The sequence below is a fragment of the Sphingomonas sp. P4_G3 genome (assembly GCF_056401105.1).
Window position 1 is genome coordinate 514,499 of record NZ_JBFUJZ010000003.1, and the last position, 17,335, is coordinate 531,833.

Consider the following 17,335-nt stretch of genomic DNA (forward strand, 5'->3'; position numbering starts at 1 on the left):
TCAGTCCTTCTTCGTGAGTCTGTCGAGCGCGGCGGCACCGGCGCCGATCACCGCGCCGCCGATCACGCCGATGCCCGCGACTGGCAGCGAGACGATCGCCCCCAGTACCGCACCGCGCTTCATCGCACCACCAACGCCCGGTTCGGGCTCACCGGCGCGCGAGCGGTGAAGGGCGGCGCGGGCCGCCGCGAGCGTTTCGTCCGAAGAACTCATACGTCTCCTTATTTGGCGAATCGATTATACGCCATGATTCCGGCGCCGATCACCGCGCCCGTCACCATCGAGATCGGCAGCACGATCGCCGCCACCGCGCCAACCGCCGCGGCACCCGCGATCTTCTGCGCATCCTCGTTCTTCATCAGCTCGCGCGCGGTCTTTTCGGCCTCGGACGCGCTGTTCATCACGAACGCCTTGGCTTCTTCATAGGTGGTCGAACCGTCGCCGGTCGCGACGCCGCACGCCGGGCAGAATTTGGCGCCGTCGGGCAGTGCCGCGTCGCAATGCGTGCACATCCGCTTCAGATTGTCTTCGGTCATGTCTCAGCCTTCCGGATAAATCGGGAATCGGTGACATAGTGCATTAACACGGTCACGCACAGCCATTTCGACTTGAGCGTCGCCCTGCTCGCCATTTTTGGCCAGGCCATCGAGCACGTCGGCGACCATATTGCCGATCTCGCGGAACTCGGCGGGACCGAATCCGCGGGTGGTGCCGGCGGGCGATCCGACACGGATGCCGCTGGTCTTGACCGGGGGAAGCGGGTCGTTGGGAATGCCGTTCTTGTTGCAAGTGATGCCCGCGCGCTCGAGCGCCTCATCGGCATCCTTGCCGGTCACGCCGAGCGGGGTCAGGTCGATCAGCGCGAGGTGGGTGTCGGTGCCGCCCGAGACGACCGCTGCGCCGCGCTCGGCCAGCGTCGCCGCCAGCACCTTGGCATTCTCGATGATGGCCGCGGCATAGAGCTTGAAGTCGGGGCGCAGCGCTTCGCCGAACGCGACCGCCTTGGCGGCGATGACATGCATCAGCGGGCCGCCCTGCAGTCCGGGGAACACCGCCGAGTTGATCTTCTTGGCGATCGCCTCGTCATTGGTGAAGACGGCACCGCCGCGCGGGCCGCGCAAGGTCTTGTGCGTCGTCGTGGTGACGACATGGGCGTGGCCGAACGGGGTCGGGTGGACGCCGCCCGCGACCAGCCCGGCGAAATGCGCCATGTCGACCATGAAGATCGCGCCCACTTCATCGGCGATCGCGCGGAACCTGGCGAAGTCGATCTGGCGCGGATAGGCCGAGCCGCCGGCGATGATCAGCTTGGGTTTATGCTCCCGCGCCTTGGCCGCGACTTCGTCGAAATCGATCAAATGCGTCGTCGCGTCGACGCCATATTGTACCGCATTGAACCACTTGCCCGACATTGCCGCCTTGGCGCCGTGGGTCAGATGGCCGCCCGAATCGAGGCTGAGCCCCATGATCGTCTCGCCCGGCTTGACGAGAGCGAGCATCACCGCACCGTTCGCCTGCGCGCCCGAATGCGGCTGGACGTTGGCGAACTCGCAGCCGAACACTTCCTTGGCGCGATCGATCGCCAACTGCTCGACTTCGTCCGACGGGTGGCAGCCTTGATAGTAACGCTTGCCCGGATAGCCTTCGGCATATTTGTTGGTGAACACCGATCCCTGCGCCTCGAGCACCGCTTTCGAGACGATATTCTCCGACGCGATCAGCTCGATCTGGTTCTGCTCGCGGGCGAGTTCGTGGCGCACGCCGGCGAACACCGCGGGATCGGCCTCGGCCAGGCCGCGAGTGAAATAGCCGTCGGGCTGGACGTCGTGGAGCGTGCTGGGATTCGTGCTCATCGTTCAGGCTTTCGTTGGTTCTGCTGGCGTGGGATGGCCGAGCTTGTCGACCCGGTGCTGGTGGCGGCCCCCGGCAAAGGGGGTGGATAGAAAGGCTTCGAGGCAAGCGATCGCCATCGCCTCGCCGGTCAGCCGCGCGCCGATCGCGATCGCGTTGGCGTCGTTATGTTCGCGGGCAAGCGCGGCAGACAAAGGTTCGGAGACGAGCGCGCAGCGAACCTTGGGATTGCGATTGACCGCGATCGAAATGCCAATGCCGGATCCGCACAAGGCGACCCCGCGTTCGGCCGCACCACTGGCGACCGCCTCGGCGAGCTTGTAGCCGTAATCGGGATAATCGACGCTCGCGCCGTCGTGCGGACCCAGATCGTCGACTTCATGCCCGGCCGCACGCAACCATTCCGCAAGCGTCGCCTTGAGGGCGATGGCGGCATGATCGGACGCGATGGCGATGCGCATGAACTGGGCGCGGGTCCTTTGAGCTGTCGTGTGAGACGCCCTTACCGATCCGTCGCGGGTTACGCCACCCCGACTTTGGGTTTTATCTTCAGCCAGCCGCGCGCGCGGACCGCGGAAAGGTAGGTGTCGCTGACCGGCAGCCGCGTCCCGTGGACCAGCACCAGCCGCCAGGCGCGCCCGTCGCGCACCGCGCCGTCCATGCCCGCGGCGGCGATCCACGCGCCGCGATGAACCTGCTCGCCGTCGATCCCCGCCAGTTCGGCGCGTAGATCGGCGAACCGCGCCAGCACCAATAGAGTCCGTCCGTCGCCGAGATGGACGCGGCAGTAATGATCCTCGGCACGCAGGCCGTGCACCTCGGCGAGGTCGCGGACGCCCGCGCGAAACAGGATGCCGGTGTCGGCGGGAATGACAGCTTTCGCTGGGCCCGCCCGCCGCGCCAGGAACAAGGCGACGAATAAGGTGACGCTGATCGCCGCCGCCTCGATCCAGGTCCGTGCGGGATCGATTGCGGTACTGACCCCGAACAAACGGAGCGCGAGCGGGATTTCGAGCGGCAGCGGCAGGTTGATGGCCAAAGCCCCGAGCACCGCGGCTCGCCGCCAGTCCCGCGGGCGCCGCACCCGCCAGGCGAACCAGACGATCCATTTGGCGATGTTCCAGCCGATCAGCAGCGACCAGAAACCGAACCGCGCCGGATAGGCCATCGCGATCGTCCCGAACGCCCCGGTGATCGTCGCCAGAACGATCGCCGCGAGCCCGCTCGCCGTCAGCGGCACGAAACCCGGCAAAGCGACCACATGGTTCGCGAAATTGCGTGCGGCATTGGCGAAGCCGCGATTGCGCGGCCGTTGTCGTTTCGGCTGATCAGGGGAAAGCGTCGCCATCGCGGCCGACGCTGCCACGAAGCGACGCGGAGGACCATATGCGGCGGATTATCCTGGGGACGTTGGCTCTAATCATGACGGTACCGGCGAGCGCGCAGCAAGCCGATCCCGCCACGATCGCTGCGCAGAAGGACGCAGCGGGCAAATTCGCCTGGATGGACGGCACCTGGCGCGGCACCGCAACGACGCGCGGGCCGAGCGGCGAGCATAAAGTCACGCATACCGAGCGCATCGGCACCATGCTTGGGGGGAGCTTGAGGGTGATCGAGGGCCGGTCGTTAAATGCCGACGGGTCGATCGGCTTCAATGCCTTCGCAGTGATTTCGTACGAACCGACGAAGAAAGCTTACAATTTCCGCTCTTATGCGCTTGGTCATGCCGGCGACTTCGTCATCACGCCGACCGCCGACGGCTATGTCTGGGAGGTTCCTGCCGGCCCGGCGACGATCCGCTACACCGCGACGTTCAAGGACAAGGTGTGGACCGAGATCGGCGAGCGCGTCGTGACGGGTCAACCACCGGTGCAATTCTTCGAGATGCACCTGACCCGGGTCAGCGACACCAGCTGGCCCGATGGCGGGGCAATGACCCCGTGATCGCCTCGCCCCATCGCGAGTCCGGGGGGCGTCATCGAAACGTCACCGGATTGCCCTAGCGCGAAAAGGTCGCGCGCGGTAAGGCCGCGCACCCTCTGGGACACTTCATATGGCCACTGCCCTTGCTCCGCAAAAGAACCGCGCCGTCCAGGATGCGGTCCACCGCCACGACCATCTGACCAAGCAGGGCATTCTCGAACGCGCCTTCACCTTCGCCTTCCGCGGCCTGGTCTATGCGCAGATCTGGGAAGATCCCTCGGTCGATATGGAAGCGCTGGCGATCCAGCCCGACAATCACGTCGTGACGATCGCCTCGGGCGGGTGCAACGCGCTCAGCTATCTGACCGCCAATCCGCGCCGGATCACCGCGGTCGACCTCAACACCGCGCATATCGCGCTCAACAAATTGAAGCTCGCAGCAGCCCGCCATCTGCCCGATTACGATGCTTTCCACCGCTTCTTCGCCGAAGCCAACACCAAGGCGAACATCGCGGCGTACAAGAGCTATATCCGCCCGCATCTCGATGAGCCGACGCGGCATTATTGGGAAAGCCGCGACCTGATCGGCCGCCGCCGCATCGGCGGGTTCGCCAAGGGGCTGTACAAGCGCGGCCTGCTCGGCGGCTTCATCGGCGCGGCGCATATGCTGGCACGGCTCCACGGGCTCGATCCCAAGGCGATCCTCAAGGCCAATACGATCGAGGAACAGCGCGAGATATTCGACCGCGAATATGCGCCGTTCTTCGACAAGGCGTTCGTGCGCTGGCTGACCGACCAGCCGGCGTCCTTGTTCGGGCTCGGCATCCCGCCCGCTCAGTACGAAGCGCTGGCCGGTGACGCCAAGATGGCGACGGTGTTGCGCGAGCGGCTCGAAAAGCTCGCTTGCGACTTCGACCTCAAGGACAATTATTTCGCCTGGCAAGCGTTCGGCCGCGGTTATGGCGAAGGGCCGGAGGCACCGCTGCCGCCCTATCTCCAGGCCGACAATTACGCCGATGTCGTCGACCGGCTCGACCGGATGGAAATCCTCCATTCAAACTATAGTGAGTTCCTCAAGCGCCAGCCCGATGCCTCGCTCGATCGCTACATCCTGCTCGATGCGCAGGATTGGATGACCGACGAGCAATTGACCGATTTGTGGACCGAGATCACCCGCACCGCGCGGCCGGGATCGCGCGTGCTGTTCCGCACCGCGGGCGAGCCGACCATCCTGCCGGGCCGCGTGCCCGACGCGGTGCTCGGGCGCTGGACCTATCGCGCCGAGGACTCGCTCGATTACACCCGGCGCGATCGTTCCTCGATCTATGGCGGCGTGCATCTCTACGTGCTGGGGGACGCCGCCTGAGCGAGCAGCCGCATGCGGCGCAGATGGACGCGATCTATCGCTCCCAGCGCCACTTTTACGACCTCACCCGCAAATATTACTTGTTGGGACGTGACGCGCTGATCGAGGGCCTCGCGCCTCCGCCGGGCGGCAGCGTGCTCGAGGCGGGGTGCGGCACCGGGCGCAATCTGATCGTTGCCGCGCGGCGCTGGCCCGACGCGCATTATTACGGTGTCGATATCTCGGAGGCGATGCTCGAGACCGCGCGCGCCAATGTCGCCAAGGAGGGACTGAGCGATCGCATCGCTTTCGCGCTGGGCGATGCCACCGCGTTCGATGCGAAGGGCATGTTCGGCCGCGCCGAATTCGATCGCGTGTTCCAATCCTACACCCTGTCGATGATCCCCGACTGGACCGGCGCGATCCGCGAGGCGGCAAGCAAGCTCGCGCCCGGCGGGCGGCTCGACATCGTCGATTTCGGGCAGCAGGAACGCCTGCCGCGCTGGTTTCGCGCGATGCTGTTCGCCTGGCTCGGCAAGTTCGATGTCAGCCCGCGCGCCGAGCTGTTCGAGGTGGTGGACAAGATCGGGCTGAACGCGCAACACCGCACGCTCTATCGTGGCTATGCCTGGAGCGCGCGCCTCACTCGTGACTGAGCTTACCGACCTTCATCAGCCGATTATCGTCCTCGTCCGTCCCCAGCTTGGTGAGAATATCGGCAAAGCGGCGCGCGCCATGCTCAATTTCGGGCTGACCGAGATGCGGCTGGTGGCCCCGCGCGACGGCTGGCCCAACCCGCAGGCGGGACCGGCGGCATCGGGTGCCGACGTGGTGCTCGAACGTGCGCGGGTATTCGACAGTGTCGCCGAGGCGGTCGCCGATTGCCCTCATGTCTATGCGACCACCGTCAGGAAACGCGGCGTCACCAAGCCGGTGATGACTCCCGAGGCCGCGGCGCGCGAGATCCATGAGCAAGCGGGCCGGTCGGCGATCCTGTTCGGGCCCGAGCGCTCGGGGCTGGAAACCGACGATGTCGCGGTCGCGCGGACGATCGTCACCGTGCCGATCAATCCCGCGTTCGGCAGCCTCAATCTCGCCCAGGCGGTGATCCTGGTCGCGTACGAATGGTCGAAAAGCGTGTCGCTCGCGCAGCCGACCGACACCGACCTGCCGCTACCCGCGCCGCAGGAAGAGCTCGACGGCATGATCGGCCAGCTCGACGCGATGCTGGAGGGTGCCGGCTTCTATTTCCCGCCCGATCGCGTGCCGACGACGAAACGGACATTACGCACGCTGTTGACCAAGCCCGGTTGGTCGAGCCAGGAAGTGCGGACATTGCGCGGCGTCTTGTCGGCACTTGCCAATCCGCGTCAGCGAGGCTGACGTTTTTGACTTCCTTCGGCGCTAGGGAACCGATACAGCTTCGCGCCAAGTAAAGCCGCTCTCACTTCGGAGTTATACATGCGTTTCAAGATGATGGCAGCTGCGGGCCTTGCGCTGCTGACCGTTCCCGCTTTCGCCCAAACCGGCGATACGGCGCCGGCGCCCAAGCCGAAAAAGGAAAAGAAAATCTGTCGCCCGCTCGAGCCGTTTCCCGGTTCGAACATGATGCGCAGTTCGTGCCACACCAAGGACGAATGGGCGAAAATCGACGGCACCGGCGTCGATCCCAACGCCGAACGGGCGCCCATGCCCGGCGTGCGCTCGGGCGACGGGCTCACCTCAGGCAGCGGTGCGTCGGACGCACACTGACACTTCATCGAACGCTGCCCGTCGTCGAACGACGGAGGCGCGCTGGGTCCAGGCGCTTCGCCAGGTTGGTGATGAGCGCCCCAGCCGCTTTGGCCTTCGCTCCAGTGACGGACACGATAGTCGGATAAGCAATCCAACCAGGGGAGTTACTAATGCATTTCAAGATGATGGCGGCAGTACCCGCCATGTTGTTCGTTGCTCCGGCGATCGCTCAGTCCGCTACCGACGCAGCCGCGCCGGCACCCGTCAAGGAAAAGAAGACTTGCCGCCGCGACGGTCCAGCCACCGGCTCGATCCTCGGTGGCCATGTGACGTGTCATACCAAGGCCGATTGGAGCCGGATCGATTCTGACAATGCGCGCGTCAGAGACGATGCGATGCAGCGTTCGCAAACGCTCCAGAATAATGGTCAGGTCGTCCGACAATAAGGCCGACCCCACCACTGAGGCTTGACTCTAGCGGACGCCTCTGCGAGAGGCGCGCCCTTCGCAAACGGCCCCGCACTTCCGGTGAAGCGGTGGCCCTGCCGATCTCCTGATCTCAGCAGAGCGATGACCGGAATTAGCGCCGCCTTCGGGCGGCGTCGTTGTTGGCAATTGCAAAGGAATATTTATGTCGAAGCGCTCCAGCGCCAAGCACAAGCTCGACCGCCGGATGGGCGAAAACATCTGGGGTCGTCCCAAGTCCCCGGTGAACAAGCGCGAATACGGCCCCGGCCAGCATGGTCAGCGCCGCAAGGGCAAGATGTCGGACTTCGGCATCCAGCTGCGCGCCAAGCAGAAGCTCAAGGGCTATTACGGCGACGTGACCGAGAAGCAGTTCCGGCATTGCTATCACGAGGCCGCCCGGATGAAGGGCGATACTTCGCAGAACCTGATCGGCCTGCTCGAACAGCGCCTCGACATGATCGTCTATCGCGCCAAGTTCGCCCCAACGATCTTCGCCGCGCGCCAGTTGGTCAGCCACGGCCACATCCGCGTCAACGGCGTGAAGTGCAACATCGCGTCGCGCCGCTGCTTCGTCGGTGACGAAATCACGCTGGGCACCAAGGCCAAGGAAATGGCGCTGGTGATGGAAGCGCAGCAGCTCGCCGAGCGCGACATTCCCGATTACGTCTCGCCCGACGGCAATGCCAAGGTGACCTTCACTCGCGTGCCGACCCTCGACGAGGTGCCGTACCCGGTGAAGATGGAACCGAATCTGGTCGTCGAATTCTACTCGCGCTGATGACACGGATCGGCGTGAGCTGATCTGGACGACATCGTCGATATGCGAAAGGGCGGTCCCTATGGGGCCGCCCTTTTGCGTTGACGGATAAACATTCTAGGACTGTCCGAAGCTCTCTTGTGTGGTTGCGAGCGCCGACCCACAAGTTGGTGTCGCGAAACGGACGAACCGGCCGACGGCATTGGGGAAAAGTGATCGATATTCTGCAACGATACCCGCACGTTGCGGACGAGCCGCTCGCCATGGCGATGCTGTGCCAGGCGCTCAAGACAAAGGGCATCGCCGGCGACGCTTATGCGCTGGGGCTGGCCGCGGTGGCGGCAGCGCCCGACGACACCGACGTGCGCGACCTGGTCCGCGCGGCACTGTCGGCGGGCGTACCGCACTGGCATGCGCCCATGCTGCGCGACGGCCCCCGCAACGCTTGTTACTCCCAAGCGATCGCCCGGCTGGTGTCCCCGGGAATGCGTGTATTGGAGATCGGTACCGGGGCCGGGCTGCTGTCGCTGCTCGCCGCCCGCGCCGGTGCCCAAGTCATCACCTGCGAAGCCAATCCGGTGATCGCGGCGGCGGCGCGCGAGATCGCGCAGCGCAATGGGCTGGCCGATCGCATCACGGTCATCTCCAAATATTCGACCGACCTGGAATTGGGACAGGATCTGGCGGAGCCTGCCGACCTGCTGATGTCCGAATTGTTCGACGACGCGTTGTTTGGCGATGACATCGTTCGGGTCATTACCGACGCCCGCGGGCGGTTGATCCGGCCCGACGCGCCGATCCTGCCGCCGCGCGCCGAATTGCGGTGCGCGCTCGTCGCGCTCGACCACCCGGCCGAATGGCCGCTTGGCATGGTGGAGGGCTTCGACATGTCGCCCTTCAACCTGCTCGCCGCGCCCTCTCCGGCAGTGTTGCGGGCGCGCGCCGATGGAGCCACGCGCCGATCTCGCCCCACCAGCCTGCTCGCCATGGATTTCGAGGCGCCGTCGTTCGGGCCGACCCAAGAGACTGCGACGCTGATCTCCGATGGCGGCGTGATCCACGGGGTAGCGCAATGGCTGCGAGTCGATTTCGGCGCAGACGTGACGTTCGAAAACAGCCCATTCGACGAGTCGCGTTCGCATTGGGGCGCGCCGATCCACCCGCTGTCCGAACCGATCGAGACAGTAGCAGGCGAAGCGATCGAGGTGACCGCGCGGCTGGTGGCGGCGCAATTGCTGATCAGCGCGCGGCGCGCCTGACCAACGCCGCGCTACAACCCCATCGCGTTGCGCAGGAAAGCGTCGGCCTTGCCAAGCATCGTCGTGCGCGCCGTATCGTCATCGAGTTGATGGTCGAGCCCCTTGAACTCGACGAATTCAACCTTGCCACCCGCGCTTTTGATCTTGCCGGCCATCAATCGCGACTCGCCGATCCCGACGTTGGTGTCGCGATCCCCGTGGAACAGCAGCACAGGCGCCTTGATCTTGCCCGCATTGCGCGCCGGCGACCCTTCGGCGATCCACGGACCGTGGCCGATCTGCGCATCGACCTGAGGGAAATTGGTGAAGTCGCGCGACTCGTCTCGTAGCGCGTCCAAGTCGGTGACCGGCGCGATCGCGACGATGGCCTTGAACAGATCGGGGTCGAGCACCGCCGATTGCAACGCGGCATAGCCGCCGTAAGACCAGCCGACGATCGCAAGTTTTCTGGGATCGGCGATGCCGGATTTCACCAGCCAGCGTCCGGCATCGTTCACGTCGCCGATCGAGGTCCGCCACGACTGGAATCCGTTCTTCTGATACCAGGCGTCGCCATAGCCGGTCGATCCACGGAAATTGGGTTGGATAACGACATAGCCACGCGCCACGAAATATTGCGCGAGCCAATCGAAACCCCATTCGTCGCGCGCGCTTGGCCCGCCATGCGGCATCACGATCGCGGGCAGGTTTTTGCCGTCGCTGCCAGCGGGAAGAGTCAGAAAAGCGGGAATGCTGGTGCCGTCCGCGGCTTGGTAGGTAACCGGCTTCACCGTCGCGAGCTTGACGCTGTCCAGGTCGGGCCGCGACGACAGAACTTCCGCCATCGATCTCGTCTTCTTGTCGAACACATAATAGCGTCCGGGATCGAGATCGCTGTAGGCGAACATCAGCAACTTGCTCTCGTCGGCGCTGGCGTCGATGAAGGTGATGATCTTGCCCGGCAACGCCTTGCCCAGCGCAATACGCAGCGCCTTCAGTGGGGGGTCGAAGAACACCGCCTCGCGGCGATCAGTGACATAGGTGGCGCCGACCACGCGATTCTGCCGACCCACTTCGACGAGATCGTCGACATCGACATCCGGCCGCGACAGCACCAGCTTCTTGGTCAGGCTGCCGTCGAGCGCGACGCTGTAGAGCGCGGCGCGCCCATCCTGATTTTCGAATCCATAGGCCACATTGAGCGCCGGATCGACGGCGTAAGGCAGGAAACCCGCCGCCTGACCGGCGACGGACGTTCCCGTCGTGAGCGGCTTCCACGTTCGGCTGTCGGAGGTCCGGTAGGAATAGATGATCTTGTCCGAATCGTACCCCGAACTGGTCTTCGGTCGGATGCCCATCACGCGGACGTTACCCCGACCGTCGCTGATATAGTCGACCGCACCGTCGCGCGCCGGCTCGACCTGCTTGCGCGACAGCGAGGTCGTATCGATCAATTCGACCCCCAATCCCGATTGGCTCTCGGCGATGTGCGTACCGGTCGACGATTCGGGGACGAAAAGCCGCGTCATCAATGCCGACCCATTGCCTCCGGCGCCCCAGTCGATCAGCGAGCCGCCGTTTTGCATCAGCCCCAGCGAGCGGTCGCTGGTCCGCGCGCTCAGCAGCTTGAGATTCTTGCCATCCGAATCGACCGCGATAATCCGGGAGAAACCCAGCCGATCGCCATTGATGTTGGTAGTGATGACAATGCGGCAGATCAGCCGCGTGTCGGTCGACCAGTGGCAATCGCCCAGCTGGTCCGGATTGCCGGTCGAGGTGACGATAGCCTTCAACTCGCCACCCTTGACCAGGTCACCGATCATCAGCGCCGAGCCCCGGCCTTTGGTCGGCTGGATGATCGCCACCTTGGTGCCGTCCGGCGACAGGCTGATCTGCCGCACCGCCTCGCGCGCGCCGAATGCGACAGCCAGGTCATTGGAAGATTTGGCAGGTGCATCCTGTGCCGCGGCTGCCGTGATAGCGATGGGCGTCAGGCCCAATGCCGCCGCCAAGCCCCATATCCGCATAAGTCCCCCAACCCCTTGATCGCACGATGAATAACGATGACGCCGGACTTCGCAAGGAAAGGCGCGCCCGGTGGCAACCCTTTTGCTCCGTTGTGGACCAAACAGTGGACCGACGCGCGCCGACCGGCCGTGAGGCCACGATGGTCGGCGATGATAGTCCGGCTTGCGCCCTTGGCGGGGCGCTGCCAGACAGCGGCCAACCCTAGCGAAAGGTCGCCGATGCGCCGTCTCGTCCTCTCTCTTGCCGTCCTGGCCGCAACGCCCGCGCTTGCCCAGTCGAGCACCCCCGCCATCTCGGTCGACACGCTCAAGGACGTCACCAAAACCTTGTCTTCCGATGCGTTCGAGGGACGCGCGCCGACCACGCCCGCCGAGGACAAGACGGTCGCCTATATGGTCGAGCGGATGAAGGCGGCGGGGCTGAAACCCGGCAATGAAGGCAGCTGGTTCCAGGACGTGCCGATGGTCCAGCTGACCGCCGAGAACATGACGCCGATGACCTTCACCGGCGGCAAGGCACCGGTCAGCCTGACCTATCGCGACGATATGGTGGTCTCGACCTATCGCGTGACGCCGAAGATCGACATCCGCAACTCGGACGTCGTGTTCGTCGGTTATGGCATCAACGCCCCCGAAAAGGGCTGGAACGATTATGCCGGCGTCGATGTGAAGGGCAAGACGGTGGTCGTGCTGGTCAACGACCCCGATTGGCAGGCGCCCAACAATCAAGGCCTCTTCGAAGGCAAGGCGATGACCTATTACGGCCGCTGGACCTACAAGTTCGAGGAAGCCGCGCGCGAAGGCGCCGCCGCCGTCATCATCGTCCACGATACCGATCCCGCCGCGTACGGCTGGGGCGTGGTACGGTCGAGCTGGTCGGGCGCGCAGCTCGAGCTCGATGAAAAAGGCGATCATATGGACCAGAGCCAGGCGATCGGCTGGATGCAGCTCGCCAAGGCCAAACAGGTGTTCGCCAGCGCGGGGAAGGATTTCGATCAGCTTCAGGCGGCGGCCAAGGTCAAGGGGTTCAAGGCCGTCCCGCTGGGGATCAAATTCTCGGTCGGCTTCACCAATACGATCAAACGCCAGGCATCGAAGAACGTCATCGGCATCCTGCCGGGGACCGAAAAGCCCGACGAGACGGTGATCTATTCGGCGCATTGGGACCATCTCGGCCATTGCACCCCGGTCAAGGGCGACGACATCTGCAACGGCGCGCTCGACAATGCCTCGGGCTCGGCCGGGCTGATCGCGCTGGCGGAAGCGCAGGCCAAGGCCGGTCCGGCCAAAAGAACGATGGTTTTCCTGTCGGTCACTGCCGAGGAATCGGGACTGCTCGGGTCGAAATATTATGCCGAGCACCCGATCTTCCCGCTCGCCAAGACGGTCGGCGGGGTCAACATGGACGGATTGAACGTGATCGGGCCGGCGAAGGATTTCGTCGTCACGGGCTGGGGCAAATCGGAGCTTGAGGATCTGATGAAGCCGCTGGTCGAGGCGCAGGGCCGGGTGATGAAGCCCGAACCCAATCCCGAACGCGGCGGCTATTTCCGCTCGGACCATTTCAGCTTCGCCAAATTGGGCGTGCCGATGTTCGACGGCGGGTCGGGCGAGGATCTGGCCGATGGCGGCGTTGCCAAGGGGCACGCCGCAGTGCTCGATTATATCGAGAACCGCTACCACGAGCCGCAGGACGAATATGACCCCAATTGGAACTGGGCGGGCGCGGTGCAGGATCTGACGCTTTATTACCAGCTCGGGCGCCGGCTCGCCGACACGCCGGTCTGGCCGAATTGGTACAAGACAGCCGAATTCCGCGCGATCCGCGACCGGTCCCGCGCCGGGGCGCGCGCTGGCCAATGATCAAGATTGCCCCTCCCCGGCCCGAATGGGCGCCGCACAAGGCGGTGTGGATCGGATTTCCCAGCCACCCCGAATTGTGGGAACTCGATCTCGAACCCGCGCGTGACGAAGTGACCGCCTTCGCGCGCGCCATCCATGCCGATGGCAAAGGCGAACAAGTGCTGCTGGTCGCCGCCGACGAAGAGGCCGCCGCCGCCGCGCGGCGCCGCGCGGGCGACATCGCCAAGGTCGTGATCCAGCCGTTCGGCGACATCTGGTTGCGCGACACCGGGCCGATCATCCGCGGCGACGGGGTGGCAGCCGATTTCCAGTTCAACGGCTGGGGCGGCAAATATGACTTGCCCGGCGACGACGATATCGGCGCGCGGCTGGCCGAGGCGCGCGGCAAGACGGTCGAGACCTTCAACTGGGTGCTCGAGGGCGGCGCGATCGACGGCGATGGCGAGGGGTTGGTGGTAACCACCGAACAATGCCTGCTCAATCGCAACCGCAACGGATCCACGTCGCGCACCGAGATCGAGGAACTGCTCCATCGCGATCTCGGCTATAGCGAAGTGCTGTGGCTCGGCGACGGCTTGCTCAACGACCATACCGACGGGCATGTCGATAATCTCGCGCGCTTCGTCGGCACACGGCGGCTGGCGATTCCCGAAGCGAGCGAGAACGACCCCAATTGGCAAGTCTATCAACGCGCCACCGCGCGCGCGCTCCAGCATGGCGATATCGAGGTGGTGCCGGTGCCGTCCCCTGGCCGCGTGCTGCGCGACGACGAGATCATCCCGGCGAGCTATATGAACTTCTATATCGGCAATGCCAGCGTGGTGGTGCCGCTCTACGGCACCGAAAATGACGACACGGCGGTCGAGGCGATCGGCGCGCTGTTCCCGGGACGCAAGACCGTCGGTCTACGCGCCGACCATATCCTGACCGGCGGCGGCAGCTTCCACTGTATCTCGCAGCAGATACCGATTTGAGATCAGCGCGATGATCCTCCTCGCCGCCACGTTCGTTGCCCTGCCAGCCTCGGTCTCGGCGCACCCTATGCGCCAGCGCACATCGTCGCGGCGCCCGAACGCAAGGGGTGTTACGTCCGCTGTCACCTATCCGCCGATGCGCCGATCGCCAGCGTCGTCGCTTTCTATCGGATCGAAGCGGCGCGGGCCGGCATGGCGCTGTTCAACGACACCCAGGCGAAATTCGCCGATTATCGCAACCTGACATTCATTGCGCAGCCCAAGTTCATGAAGGTCGTGATCGATCGGCAGGAAGGGCGCACGAATGTCTTCGTGAGCTACAAGATCGGCAACGCCTCAACCTGCTCCGCGCGTTAGGCGTTTACATCAGTCGCGCGATGGCTTCCTCACCTCTGCGGAGGCGCAGTGCGGCCAGGCCATTCTATTGCAGCGTGACGCGATCCTCGCCATCGTGGCGGCCGAAGAATTGCATCAATTGCACGGTCAGCTCGGCGCGTGCGGCGAGGTCGGTGGCCTCGAGCAGCGCCTGCTTGGCCGCCGCGTCGAACGGCGCGATCTGGGCGATGCCATTGACCAACGCCTCATCGTCGAGCCGCGCCACCGAATCCCAGTCGACCGCATAGCCCTGCGCATCGGCGAAGCGCCGCGATTCGGTTTCCAGCGCGGCGCGATGCCCCAAGGACAGCGTCTCCGATTCGTGCGGCAGCGGGATCAATTCGGCCTCGACCTGACGGAACGGCGTTGTGACTTCCAACTCGCGCGCGACTCGGAACAGCGACGTCCCTTCGAGCACGATATTGTAACGGCCGTCGTCGAGCGCCTCGACCTCGGCGATGCGGCCGACACAGCCCAGATCGAATAGCGGCGGAGGATCGCCATCGCCGCGCGGCTGGATCATCCCGATGCGGCGGTCGCGCGCCATCGCGTCCGACACCATCGCGCAATAGCGCGGCTCGAAGATATGCAGCGGCAGATGCATCCGCGGAAACAGCAACGCTCCCGCCAGCGGGAAGATCGAGAGCCGCGTCGTCGTCACGTAAACAAGATCGCCGACAGCCGGCGGCGCTGCGCCGACACCCAGGGATCCTCCAGCCCGACCACTTCGAGCAACTTCAGGAATTGCGCGCGCGCCGCGCCGTCATTCCAGGCGCGATCCTTGGCGACGATCGCCAGGAACGAATCGGCGGCGGCATCGCGCTGCCCGGCTGCCATTTGCGCATTGGCCAAATCGAACCGCGCCTGCAGATTGTCCGGATCGGCTTCCGCTGCCGCAATCAATGGCGCCAAATCCTCCGCGGGCGGAGCCGAGCGTGCGAGATCGAGCGCAGCGCGGGCGCGATCGATCTCCGCGCCCTTGGCCGCGTCTTCGGGCAGGGCGGCGAGCACTGCCTCGGCGTCGTCCAGCCGGCCGAGCGAGACCAGCGCGCGGACACGGCCCGACACCACTTCGGGATGATCCGGCGCGATCTCGGCGATCTGCTCGAAATAGGACAAAGCGCGCTCCGCGTCGCCATCGTGCAAAATCTGCTCGGCGGCCGCGACCAATGGTTCGATCTCGGCTTCCTGCTGCGCCTCCGCGCTCTCGACCGGCAATTGGCGAAGCACCTGGTCGAGCATCGCCTTCAATTGCGATTCGGTCCGCGCGCTGGTCAGGTCGGCGATCAACTGCCCCTGGAACATCGCATAGACGGTCGGGATCGACTTGATCTGGAATTGCGCGGCGATGAACTGGTTCTTGTCGGTATCGACCTTGGCCAGCACGACGCCCTTGTCGGCATAATCGGCGGCGACCTTTTCCAGCACCGGGCTCAGCGCTTTGCACGGCCCGCACCATTCCGCCCAGAAGTCGATGATCACCAGCTTGCTCATCGACGGTTCGACCACGTCCCGGCGGAATGCCTCGACGGCTTCCTTTTGCTCCGGGGTCATTCCAAGCGTAGCCAAGTCTCTTCTCCGTCAGCGATAAAGGCCCTTATGTGGGCGCTAGCGCCGCGAAGCCAAGGCTTTTCGATCGGGTTGCAACAGGGGGTTGCGGACCCGCGGGAGCGCTGCTAATGGCCCCGCTCCTTACCCGCCCGTGGCTTCACGGGCCGGCGCCAGAGCGGGCGTAGCTCAGGGGTAGAGCACAACCTTGCCAAGGTTGGGGTCGAGGGTTCGAATCCCTTCGCCCGCTCCAGTTCGCTGCCGCTGATTAGCGGCAGCTAATCAGCGTAATCGCAGCGAACCGGCCGGCATGGCGCAGCCATGACCGACGACGCGGCTTTGCCACGCCGGAACCCCCGAGTCTTTTGTTGGCGCTCCGTCCTTAAGCCGGGCCCCGCAGCCCGATACCCCCGCACACGAAAAAGGCCGCCGGACGTGTCCAGCAGCCCTTTCGCAGCAGAGCGGCGCCGACCTCAGGCGGAGACGAACTCGACCTTGCCGTTGCCACGCAGATGGCGGCCGAAAGCGTCGCGCAGCCCCTTGATATCGGCGACGTGCGCATCGCGTCCCGCGAGCGCAGCGACACCGCGATAGGTCGCGGGCATGTCGGGCACGATCGCCAGCTTGCCAGCACGGGCATGGTAGTGCGCCAGCGCGCGCGCGCCAGCGTCGAAACCGTTCTCGCCATGCAGCACGACAACCACATCGAGGTAGGAGCTATTGCTGGGTGCGACGAAATAGCCGTCGATGATGCGGCCACCGCGTAGTGCGTACCGGCCCTTGAATGTCTTCAGCCCGTCATCCGACCCGGCGGCACGCGCCACCGGAGTCAAGGCCGGTGCCACCATTCCCGCGGCAGCGACGGCAGCCACCCGGCTCATGATGCCGCGGCGGCTGACCGAATTGGAGTGCGAAACGCCCATGTCGAAACCCCCTAAAGCCCTATTTACCGACACGATAATCCGCCGTCGTCGCCAATACAACCAATATGAATGCTTGGGGCATAGTGGCTTTGCTCAGTCGTCGGGCGTTGGACGGCAGTAAGTGCGCCGTCGCAAGACAATCCTGCTATCCGCCTGTCGACTACCAGATCTTCATTATCGGCGACCGGAGCGCTTCCGCTTCACCAACGTATTGATTGTCTTGGAGAAGACCCCGATACGGCGCCTCACAACGACCGGATTGCTGCTGCCATGGCCGCACTAGGCTGTGACCATCATAAACGGATGACCG

At 64.7% G+C, this 17,335-nt stretch carries 20 protein-coding genes and 1 tRNA gene; 12 read left to right on the forward strand and 9 right to left on the reverse strand.

Going from position 1 to position 17,335, the window contains the following annotated elements; genetic code table 11:
* From AC1DQQ_RS10575 to AC1DQQ_RS10595, 5 genes are read right to left on the reverse strand one after another with little or no spacing between them, the layout of a single operon-like run.
* Complete coding sequence (locus AC1DQQ_RS10575; RefSeq protein ID WP_066821230.1) at nt 1-213, reverse strand: hypothetical protein; 213 nt, start codon at nt 211-213, stop codon at nt 1-3.
* Between the two features lie 8 nt (nt 214-221).
* Entirely contained in the window at nt 222-536 is a 315-nt protein-coding gene (locus AC1DQQ_RS10580) for a zinc ribbon domain-containing protein (RefSeq protein ID WP_478041495.1), read from the reverse strand.
* 3 nt (nt 537-539) lie between these two features.
* Entirely contained in the window at nt 540-1,853 is a 1,314-nt protein-coding gene (gene glyA / locus AC1DQQ_RS10585; protein ID WP_478031151.1) for a serine hydroxymethyltransferase, read from the reverse strand.
* Between the two features lie 3 nt (nt 1,854-1,856).
* Complete coding sequence (gene rpiB / locus AC1DQQ_RS10590) at nt 1,857-2,312, reverse strand: ribose 5-phosphate isomerase B (RefSeq protein ID WP_478031152.1); 456 nt, start codon at nt 2,310-2,312, stop codon at nt 1,857-1,859.
* A gap of 59 nt (nt 2,313-2,371) precedes the next feature.
* Nucleotides 2,372-3,199, reverse strand: a complete 828-nt coding sequence (locus AC1DQQ_RS10595) for a LytTR family DNA-binding domain-containing protein (RefSeq protein WP_478041493.1) — start codon at nt 3,197-3,199, stop codon at nt 2,372-2,374.
* A gap of 38 nt (nt 3,200-3,237) precedes the next feature.
* On the opposite strand from AC1DQQ_RS10595, the gene AC1DQQ_RS10600 reads away from it, so the two are divergent.
* The 8 genes from AC1DQQ_RS10600 (at nt 3,238) to AC1DQQ_RS10635 (ending at nt 9,336) form a co-directional block, all read left to right on the forward strand.
* Complete coding sequence (locus AC1DQQ_RS10600; RefSeq protein ID WP_478045144.1) at nt 3,238-3,795, forward strand: DUF1579 domain-containing protein; 558 nt, start codon at nt 3,238-3,240, stop codon at nt 3,793-3,795.
* 109 nt (nt 3,796-3,904) lie between these two features.
* Nucleotides 3,905-5,140 (forward strand): BtaA family protein, encoded by a 1,236-nt coding sequence (locus AC1DQQ_RS10605; protein ID WP_478041492.1) that lies wholly within the window; start codon nt 3,905-3,907, stop codon nt 5,138-5,140.
* 23 nt (nt 5,141-5,163) lie between these two features.
* Entirely contained in the window at nt 5,164-5,775 is a 612-nt protein-coding gene (locus tag AC1DQQ_RS10610; RefSeq protein WP_478041491.1) for a class I SAM-dependent methyltransferase, read from the forward strand.
* Nucleotides 5,768-6,502 carry an RNA methyltransferase gene (locus AC1DQQ_RS10615; RefSeq protein WP_478041490.1) on the forward strand — a complete coding sequence of 245 codons (735 nt, stop codon included), beginning with the start codon at nt 5,768-5,770 and terminating at the stop codon, nt 6,500-6,502. Before AC1DQQ_RS10610 ends, AC1DQQ_RS10615 begins: the two co-directional genes overlap by 8 nt.
* 78 nt (nt 6,503-6,580) lie before the next feature.
* Nucleotides 6,581-6,871: a hypothetical protein gene (locus AC1DQQ_RS10620; RefSeq protein ID WP_478031161.1), complete on the forward strand. Its 291-nt coding sequence runs from the start codon at nt 6,581-6,583 to the stop codon at nt 6,869-6,871.
* 152 nt (nt 6,872-7,023) lie between these two features.
* A complete protein-coding gene (locus AC1DQQ_RS10625) occupies nt 7,024-7,299 on the forward strand; it encodes a hypothetical protein (RefSeq protein WP_478031162.1) in 276 nt (91 codons plus the stop codon).
* Nucleotides 7,300-7,483: 184 nt separating this feature from the next.
* Complete coding sequence (rpsD, locus tag AC1DQQ_RS10630) at nt 7,484-8,098, forward strand: 30S ribosomal protein S4 (protein WP_066808264.1); 615 nt, start codon at nt 7,484-7,486, stop codon at nt 8,096-8,098.
* 191 nt (nt 8,099-8,289) lie between these two features.
* Nucleotides 8,290-9,336: a 50S ribosomal protein L11 methyltransferase gene (locus AC1DQQ_RS10635; RefSeq protein WP_478031164.1), complete on the forward strand. Its 1,047-nt coding sequence runs from the start codon at nt 8,290-8,292 to the stop codon at nt 9,334-9,336.
* Nucleotides 9,337-9,347: 11 nt separating this feature from the next.
* On the opposite strand, the gene AC1DQQ_RS10640 is transcribed toward AC1DQQ_RS10635, so the two are convergent.
* Nucleotides 9,348-11,342, reverse strand: coding sequence for an alpha/beta hydrolase family protein (locus AC1DQQ_RS10640; protein WP_478045145.1), 1,995 nt, complete (start codon nt 11,340-11,342; stop codon nt 9,348-9,350).
* A 219-nt stretch (nt 11,343-11,561) separates the two neighbouring features.
* On the opposite strand from AC1DQQ_RS10640, the gene AC1DQQ_RS10645 reads away from it, so the two are divergent.
* From AC1DQQ_RS10645 to AC1DQQ_RS10655, 3 genes are all read left to right on the forward strand, one after another.
* The gene (locus AC1DQQ_RS10645) at nt 11,562-13,205 is read left to right on the forward strand and encodes a M28 family metallopeptidase (RefSeq protein ID WP_478045146.1); all 1,644 of its coding nucleotides are present in this window, start codon (nt 11,562-11,564) and stop codon (nt 13,203-13,205) included.
* Nucleotides 13,202-14,179: an agmatine deiminase family protein gene (locus AC1DQQ_RS10650; protein ID WP_478045147.1), complete on the forward strand. Its 978-nt coding sequence runs from the start codon at nt 13,202-13,204 to the stop codon at nt 14,177-14,179. Before AC1DQQ_RS10645 ends, AC1DQQ_RS10650 begins: the two co-directional genes overlap by 4 nt.
* Nucleotides 14,180-14,371: 192 nt before the next feature.
* A complete protein-coding gene (locus tag AC1DQQ_RS10655) occupies nt 14,372-14,536 on the forward strand; it encodes a hypothetical protein (protein WP_478045148.1) in 165 nt (54 codons plus the stop codon).
* Nucleotides 14,537-14,600: 64 nt separating this feature from the next.
* Here the strand turns inward: AC1DQQ_RS10655 and AC1DQQ_RS10660 are convergent, their stop codons facing one another.
* A complete protein-coding gene (locus tag AC1DQQ_RS10660) occupies nt 14,601-15,215 on the reverse strand; it encodes an LON peptidase substrate-binding domain-containing protein (RefSeq protein WP_478031172.1) in 615 nt (204 codons plus the stop codon).
* Entirely contained in the window at nt 15,212-16,108 is an 897-nt protein-coding gene (locus AC1DQQ_RS10665) for a tetratricopeptide repeat protein (RefSeq protein WP_478031377.1), read from the reverse strand. The genes AC1DQQ_RS10660 and AC1DQQ_RS10665 overlap by 4 nt, the downstream gene beginning before the upstream one ends.
* Before the next feature lie 172 nt (nt 16,109-16,280).
* Between AC1DQQ_RS10665 and AC1DQQ_RS10670 the strand changes: the two genes are divergently transcribed.
* Nucleotides 16,281-16,355, forward strand: a tRNA-Gly gene (locus AC1DQQ_RS10670).
* Nucleotides 16,356-16,575: 220 nt separating this feature from the next.
* On the opposite strand, the gene AC1DQQ_RS10675 is transcribed toward AC1DQQ_RS10670, so the two are convergent.
* Nucleotides 16,576-17,025: a dienelactone hydrolase family protein gene (locus AC1DQQ_RS10675; protein ID WP_478031173.1), complete on the reverse strand. Its 450-nt coding sequence runs from the start codon at nt 17,023-17,025 to the stop codon at nt 16,576-16,578.
* Nucleotides 17,026-17,335 lie beyond the last annotated feature (310 nt).